The following is a 7,248-nucleotide window of genomic DNA, read 5'->3' as shown; positions in this document are numbered from 1 at the left end:
ATCGGCACGTCGGGTTCAACGACCGGCACCCCGCCGGGACACCGGTCGCATCACCACATCATCCGAACTCGTTATGTGCGAAGTCCGGGGCTAGCCGGCGGCGTACGTCGGTTGGCCGGCGGCCGGCGGCGTACGTCGGTTGGCCGGCGGCCGGCGGCGTACGTCGGTCAGGGCGTGTCGGACGGCTCCAGCGGGAGGGCCATCTCCAGGATCCGCGCCGAGGTGTCCAGCACGTAGGGCGTCTCGCCGCCGGTGTACGCGAACCCGCGCCGCAGGTAGAAGGCCGCGGCGCGGGGGTTCGCCTCGTGCACGCCGAGCAGCATGAGGTCGGCGCCCCGGCCGCGCGCCCAGGCGAGGGCCGTGTCCAGCATGGCGTCGGCGACGCCGCGCTCGCGGCCGCGGTGCGCCGGGTCCACCCAGACGCCGATCAGGTCGACGGCGCCGGCCCGGTCCTTGCTGGCGGTCGACAGCATGGTGCCGACCCACTCCCCCTCCGGGTCGACCGCGACCAGGCCGACCTTGTCGGGCTCGTTGACCCAGTCCGTCCGGGCCCGCCAGTTGCCCTCGCCCTGGTGGCTCGCGTACTCGTGGGTCTCGCCGAACGCCATCGGCGTGTCGAGGAGTTGGGCGAGGCGCACCTTCCGCAGCTGCCGCCAGTCCTCGCGGCCGATCCGCTCGATCCGGTACTGCACGTTCTCCCCCGTCAGCCCGAGGCGTCACACGACGCTGCCTCCGCCACCGGTGGTCACCGGCGGCGGAGGCAGGATAGCCGTATTCCGGACTACGGCTTGATGCGGACCACCTGCGGGTCGTGGTCGCTCGCCTGCTGGGCGAACTCGGAGTTGATGTGCACCACGTCGTACTTGGCGTAGCCGACCTCGGGGCTGACCAGGATGTGGTCCAGCACCTGCGAGTTGCCCTGGTAGACGTAGGAGTACTGCTCGGTCTCCGGCAGCTCGTTCACCAGGTCGCGCAGCACGCCGCCCTTGGTGAGCGCGGCCAGCGCGGGCGAGAACTGGTAGTCGTTGAAGTCGCCGAGGGAGACGACCTTGGCCTCCTTGTCGGCGGCCAGCAGCTGGGCGACGAAGGCCTGCTCGACGGTGGCCTGCTTGAGCCGCTGCACCTCGGAGCTGCGGGTCGGCTGCTGGAACCGGCTGTCGATGCCCTGGTCGCCGCCCTTGCTGTTGAAGTGGTTGGCGATCACGAAGACCTTCTGGCCGCGGAAGACGAACTGGCCGACCAGCGGCTTGCGGCTGTTGGTCCACGCCTCGTCGTTCGGCTCGATCCGGCCGGGGGAGGCGGTCAGCGCGGTGGCGGCGCCGGTGCCGGTGACGCCGACGGCGGTGGTGGTGCCGCCGCCCGCGATGTCGGTGAAGGAGACCCGCTGCGGGTTGAACAGGAAGACCTGGCGGATGTTGCCGCCGGGCTCGCCGCCGTCCTTGCCGTCCTGCGGGTCGATCGAGCGCCAGTCGTAGGCCGGGCCGCCGGCCGCCTTGATCGCGGCGATGAACTTGGCGACGGTCTGGCTCGCGTCGACGGTGCCGTCGTTCTTGGAGCCGTTGTTGTCCTGGATCTCCTCCAGGGCGACGACGTCGGGCGAGCGCAGGTTGGTGACGATGCCCTGGGCCAGCTCGGCGAACTTGGAGTCCGGGTTGTTCGGGGCCAGGTTCTCCACGTTGTAGGTGGCGAGGGTGAGTTCGCGGTCGCTCGCCTGGGCGGTGACCTCGCGCTGGAGGTGGTTGTCCTTCAGGGTGCCCATGGTGCCGGCGACGAGGGTGTAGCCGCCGAAGTTGTTGTAGTCCAGCGGGCCGGTGGTGGTGCCGGTCAGCTCGTCGCCGACGTTGGCCACCGGGAAGGGCTGCTGGGAGACCGGGGCGAGCTGCTGGATCATCAGGCGGCCGACGTTGGGCTCGCGGTAGGACTCGTACAGGACGCCGCCGCGCTTGCTGCGCTGGTCCTGGCGGTCGGCGGCGACCCACAGCTCGTTGTACTTGTCGGTCGCCTGGATCACCCGGACGTCCTTGACCTGGACGAGCATGCCCTCCAGGGACTCGTAGAAGTCCAGGGTGTACTTCTCCGGGTCGAGCTTGCCGCCCTCGATGGTGCCGTCGGCGCCGGCCGCCGGGGAGTAGGTGCCGGGGATGTTGCGGGTGTCGACGACGACCGGGGCGGGCAGCGGGTTGCCGGAGGAGACGACGGTGATACCGGGGGCGGAGATCTCGGTGATGGACTGCGAGCCGCCGGAGAGGCTCGGGTAGTACTCGGTGATCTTGCCGCTCACCAGCACCGAGTCGCCGACCTTGACGGTCGGGTTGCCGCCGGTGAAGACGAAGATGCCCTCGCTGGTGGCCGGGTCGGCGTCGGGGTTCGGGTCCTGGATCCAGAAGCCCTTGGAACTGCCGTACGCGCGCACGCCGGTGACGATGCCGGGCACGCCGGTGACGGGCTTGCCGGCCTGCGGGGATATCCGGGTGGTGCCCTGGATGTCGTGGATCCGCAGCGGGCCGGCCTCGGTCGGGGCGGGGGTGGCCGCGCCGGCGGCGTTGGCCACCGGGAGCGGGACGAGCACCAGCGACGCGGCCAGCGAGGCCGGGACGAGCGCGGCGCGCAGCAGGGTCCGACGCGGGCGGGGTGCGGGGGCAGTGGTCACCTGGGCAGGGCTCCTAGCTCCGCCGTGCGGCACGGTCGGTGGCACGGCGGTCCGGGCGGAGGCGCGCTCGAAGCGCGCGCTACTCGCGTAGAGACAGAGCAGGGGACGGACGGCCGCCCCCCGCGGCGCCCCTCAAGATACGCGCGTAGAAAATGCCCCGACAAGACCTCGTCGGTGAACTGTCGGTTCTGCCCGGGTGACTTGACCGTCGGTCAGTCCAGCGTGCTCACAGCCCGCTCCCAGCGGACTCCCAGGAAGACTCGATCCGCTCGACGACCAGCTCGCACAGCTCGTGGGTGCGCAGCGCGTCGTGGGCGTCGAGGGTCCTGCCGGTGCGGACGGCGTCGAGGAAGGCGAGCACGCACTGCTCGATGCCGCGCTGCCGGGCGACCGGCACCCAGTCCCCGCGGCGGCGGACGGTGGGCTGACCGCGGTGGTCGATCACCTCGGCGAGGTTGTGCACCTCGCGCTTGGAGTCGCCGCCGGAGACCTCCAGCACCTCCTCGGTCGAGCCGGAGAGCCGGTTCATGATCCCCAGCGCGGTGAAGCCCTGCCCGGCGAGGGTGAGCACCACGTGCTCCACCAGGCCGTCCCGCACCCGCGAGCGGACGTCCACGTGCTCGATCTCGCCGGGGGCGAGGAAGCGCAGCACGTCCACCACGTGGATGAAGTCGTCGTAGACGAGGGTGCGGGCCTCCTCGGGCAGGCCCTCGCGGTTCTTCTGCAGCACGATGAGGTCGCGCGGGCGCTCCTTGGCCTGGACGTAGCCGGGCGCGTGGCGCCGGTTGAAGCCGACCATCAGCGAGCGGCCCGTACGGTCGGCGAGGTCGACCAGCCGGCGGGAGCCGTCCACGGTGTAGTCCAGCGGCTTGTCCACGTACACGTCCACGCCGGCCGTCAGCAGCTGCTCCACGATCGGCACGTGCTGGCTGGTCGCGGCATGGACGAACGCCGCCCGGATCCCGCTGCCGATCAGCTCCCCCAGATCGGTGAAGCGCTTCTCCGGGGCGATCCGGTGCGCGTCCCCGATCCGGTCCAGCTTCGCCGCGTCCCGGGTCATCAGGCGCAGGTCCAGCCCCGGCAGCGCGGTCAGGACCGGCAGGTACGCCTTCTGCGCGATGTCACCGAGCCCGATGACCCCCACCGGGAGCGGGCCGTCAGGAACAGAGGTCGTACTCATCGGATTCTCCACACACGCGCGCCGACACCGTCACCCGCCACCCTATGCACCCGCTCCCGTGCTCCACCAACCCGTCAGCGGGGCGGGATGATGCCGGTCAGCCACGTGAAGGTCGGAACGACTAGGGGCTTCCAGGTCGAGGTCAGGTGCGGTCCGGTGGTCTCGAACGGGGTGACGGTGGTCGGGCTCTTCGCCGCGCGCTGGAGGGCGAGCCCGTCCTCCAGCCCGTCGCCCCGCTTGCCGGTCACGTAGAGCGCGACGTTCGGCGGGGTCGTGGCGTGGGTGAGGATGTTCAGCGGGTTGTCGCTCTCCCGCAGCTTCGCGTCCTTGCCGGTCAGTGAACTCGGCTCACCGGCCGGGTCGTTGTAGCCGGACATGCTGACCGCGGCGCGGTAACGGTTGGGGTGGGAGAGCGCGAGGCGCAGGGCGCAGTGCGCGCCGGCCGAGTAGCCGGACACGGCCCAGCGGTCCGCGGTGGCGTCGGCCCGGAAGTTGTCGACGACCATCTGCGGGACGTCCCGGGAGAGCCACGTCTCGGCGTTGACCTTGCCCGGGATGTCGGCGCACCCGCTGTCGTTCTTGCCGAGGAGGGTGACGCGCGGTGCGACCAGGATGAACGGCGTCACCTGACCGGACTTCATCAACGGTTCGAGCTGCTTCGTCACCGCCATGGCGTCGTCGCCGAACCAGGCGCTGGAGGATCCGGGGTACCCGACGAGCAGTTCGACCACCGGGAAGGTCTTGTCCTTGAACGCCGGGTCGTCGTACTGCGGCGGCGTCCAGACCAGCACCTCGCCGTCGACTCCGGAGAGCCTGCCCTTGAGGTCGGCCTGCTTCACGTTCCTGGGCACCGCGTCCGAGTCGGGCGCGTGGAAGGCCTGCGGCACCTTCGCCACGGGGGCGCCGGACGGGCCGCCGGTCAGGCCCTCGTCCTTCGGGGGCTCCGGCACGGCCCGGACGTGGCTGGCGGTGCCCAGCAGGTCGCCCCAGGTGTCGTACAGCTGGTTCTCGTCGTTGACGATCACGAAGACCATCGCCACGGCGGTGAACTGACAGAGCAACACCGTGCCGAGGTACGAGAGCGCGCGCAGCGGCCTGCGCCGCCCCTCCACCGTCCGGGCCGGCCCCAGGAGGCGGCCTCTGCCCAACCATTGCGCCATGGCCAGCGCCAGGGCGGCGCCGAACAGGACGATGGTGAGGACGAGAACGGGAGTGCCAGTCAGGTTCATTGCGTGCGTGCCCGGTTTCTGTGCCGTCCGGGCCCGTGTGCCCGGTCGCACGGGAGACGGCTCGGAACGGCTGTTCGGTTGCCCCTTCCTGGAAGGTTCCTGGGAGCAGCCGTCCGTCCCGGTCGGCCCCGGGGTCGAGGCCGCGGCCGAACCCGGGGGCGAGCGCGGTCGCCGCGGCGGCTCAGGCGGCCAGCAGGGACTCCGCGATGCCGCGGGCGCGCCAGGCGGCGTCCGGGGTGCCCTCGCGCAGGGCGGTGACGATGGCGCCGTCCATCAGCAGGGCGAACTCCCGGGCGCGGGAGGCCGGTTCGGGGATGTCGGCGTTCCGCATGAGCTGCTCCACCAGTTCGACGACGCGCCGCTTGTGCAGCGCCGCCATCTCGCGCGCCGGGCTGGCGGGGTCGGCGATCTCGGTCATCGTGTTGATCGCGACGCAGCCGCGGTAGTCCTGCGCCGCGAACCGTTCGGCGAGCGCGTCGAAGACGTGCAGCGGGTGGCCGCCGTGGGCCGCGACCCGCTCGGCGAGCCAGGCCCGGAACCGTTCGTCACGGCCCTCCAGGACCGCCGTCACCAGGGCCTCCTTGCCGGCGAAGTGCCGGTAGAAGGACGCCCGGCCCACGCCGGACTCGGACAGGATGCGCTCCACCCCGACCGCGTGGATCCCGTTGGCGTAGAAGAGGGACTCTGCCGTGTTCAGCAGGCGCGCCCGTGCGTTGACTGCCATGCCACCGATCCTAACCGCCCTTGACGCCAAACGGCACCGATCGGTACCGTTTTCGGCGTCAGAACGGAACCGATCGGTACCGTTTCACCGGGACAGTCGTACAGCGGGGGGACGCATGAACGAGGACTGGGCCGAGGCCAGTGTCGAACTGGTCGACGGCTACACGGTGATGAACGGCGACGGCGGGACGGTCTCCTCGGTGCCCCGGGCGCTGGTGTCGTTCCAGGGCGGGTTCGTCAAGCTGCGAATCCCCGGCACCGGGACGGTGCAGGTGGTCTCCGCCCCCGCCGTCCGGCTGATCACCCTCACCACCTGGTGACCCCGGCGGTCGGACACCCGACCGCCCCCACGGACCGGCGGCTGCACGGCCGCCCGCGCCGGGACGCCACGCCACCTGCACCCGGCGCGGCCGCCCGACCCGGGACGCCGAGCAGCCGCACAGGCCTTTCCGGACCCCCGCGTCGTCCCGGCACCCCGCGCCCTCCGGACGCACCGGCCCGGCGCTACGCGCCCGCGGCGGCCGCCTCGGCGAGGGCGTCGAGGACCGGGCGGATCAGCGGGTGCCCGTCGGCGCCGGCCCGGACGGCGGCGAAGACCCTACGGGTGGCGAGCTCGCTGTCCACCGGGCGGACCGCCACCCGGGAGAGGTCCACCCCGCGCAGCGCCGAGCGCGGGACGAGCGCGACCCCGGCGCCCGCCGAGGCCAGCGCCACCACGGCGCGGAAGTCGTCGGAGGAGTGCAGCAGCCGGGGCTGGAACCCGGCGTTCTCGCAGGCCAGCAGGACCACGTCGTGGCAGGGGTTGCCCGGGTAGGGGCCGATCCAGGGCTCGTCGGCGAGCTCGGCGACGGCGAGCGGGCCGGACTCGCCGGCCAGCCGGTGGCCGAGCGGCAGGACGGCCTCGAAGGGCTCGGCGTACAGCGGCACCCGGGTCAGCCGGGCGTCGTCGGCGCGCGGTGCGCCGCGGTACTCGACGGCCACCGCGAGGTCGGCCCGGCCGTCCAGGACCATCGGCAGGCTGGCGTCGCCCTCCGCGTCCAGCACCTTGAGCCGCACGCCCGGCGCGCGCTCGCCGAGCAGCCCGATGGCGGGGGCGAGCACCAGCCCGATGCCGGTGGCGAAGGAGGCTACGGTGACCTCCCCGGAGACGCCCGCGCTGTAGGCGGCGAGGTCGGCCTCGGCCCGCTCCAGCTGGGCGAGCACGACGTCGGCGTGGCCGAGCAGGATCTCCCCGGCGGCGGTCAGCCGCACGCCGCGGCCCTCGCGGGCGAGCAGGTGGTGCCCGGTCTCCTGCTCCAGGGCGGCCAGCTGCTGGGAGACCGCGGAGGGGGTCAGGTAGAGGGCGGCCGCCGCGGCGGTCACGGTGCGGTGGTCCGCCACGGCCCGCAGGGTCCGCAGCCGTCGTGCGTCGATCACAGGCCAATTCTGCCAGCGCGGCGGAGTGCACCGGGCGCCCCGGACCGAAC

General features: G+C 72.5%; 7 protein-coding genes. 1 reads left to right on the top strand and 6 read right to left on the bottom strand.

Features of this window, described 5'->3' with window-relative positions:
* Positions 1-167: 167 nt before the first annotated feature.
* The 5 genes from ABT048_RS35735 to ABT048_RS35715 form a co-directional block, all read right to left on the bottom strand.
* Positions 168-692, bottom strand: a complete 525-nt coding sequence (locus ABT048_RS35735) for a GNAT family N-acetyltransferase (protein WP_350525772.1) — start codon at positions 690-692, stop codon at positions 168-170.
* An 89-nt stretch (positions 693-781) separates the two neighbouring features.
* Positions 782-2,650: a DUF8508 domain-containing protein gene (locus tag ABT048_RS35730; RefSeq protein WP_350525771.1), complete on the bottom strand. Its 1,869-nt coding sequence runs from the start codon at positions 2,648-2,650 to the stop codon at positions 782-784.
* A 226-nt stretch (positions 2,651-2,876) separates the two neighbouring features.
* Positions 2,877-3,830: a Gfo/Idh/MocA family protein gene (locus ABT048_RS35725; protein WP_350525770.1), complete on the bottom strand. Its 954-nt coding sequence runs from the start codon at positions 3,828-3,830 to the stop codon at positions 2,877-2,879.
* Positions 3,831-3,904: 74 nt separating this feature from the next.
* Positions 3,905-5,059 (bottom strand): alpha/beta hydrolase, encoded by a 1,155-nt coding sequence (locus ABT048_RS35720; protein WP_350525769.1) that lies wholly within the window; start codon positions 5,057-5,059, stop codon positions 3,905-3,907.
* A 181-nt stretch (positions 5,060-5,240) separates the two neighbouring features.
* Positions 5,241-5,783: a TetR/AcrR family transcriptional regulator gene (locus ABT048_RS35715; RefSeq protein WP_350525768.1), complete on the bottom strand. Its 543-nt coding sequence runs from the start codon at positions 5,781-5,783 to the stop codon at positions 5,241-5,243.
* Positions 5,784-5,898: 115 nt separating this feature from the next.
* Here ABT048_RS35715 and ABT048_RS35710 point away from each other — a divergent pair, with 115 nt between their 5' ends.
* Positions 5,899-6,102, top strand: coding sequence for a hypothetical protein (locus ABT048_RS35710; RefSeq protein ID WP_350525767.1), 204 nt, complete (start codon positions 5,899-5,901; stop codon positions 6,100-6,102).
* Positions 6,103-6,286: 184 nt separating this feature from the next.
* Here the strand turns inward: ABT048_RS35710 and ABT048_RS35705 are convergent, their stop codons facing one another.
* Positions 6,287-7,198 (bottom strand): LysR family transcriptional regulator, encoded by a 912-nt coding sequence (locus tag ABT048_RS35705; RefSeq protein WP_350525766.1) that lies wholly within the window; start codon positions 7,196-7,198, stop codon positions 6,287-6,289.
* Between the last annotated feature and the right edge of the window lie 50 nt (positions 7,199-7,248).

The sequence above is a fragment of the Kitasatospora sp. NPDC096140 genome (assembly GCF_040303045.1).
Lineage (GTDB): Bacteria > Actinomycetota > Actinomycetes > Streptomycetales > Streptomycetaceae > Kitasatospora.
The sequence above is the reverse complement of the archived record's forward strand: the minus strand, read 5'-3'. Positions and strand labels throughout refer to the sequence as shown.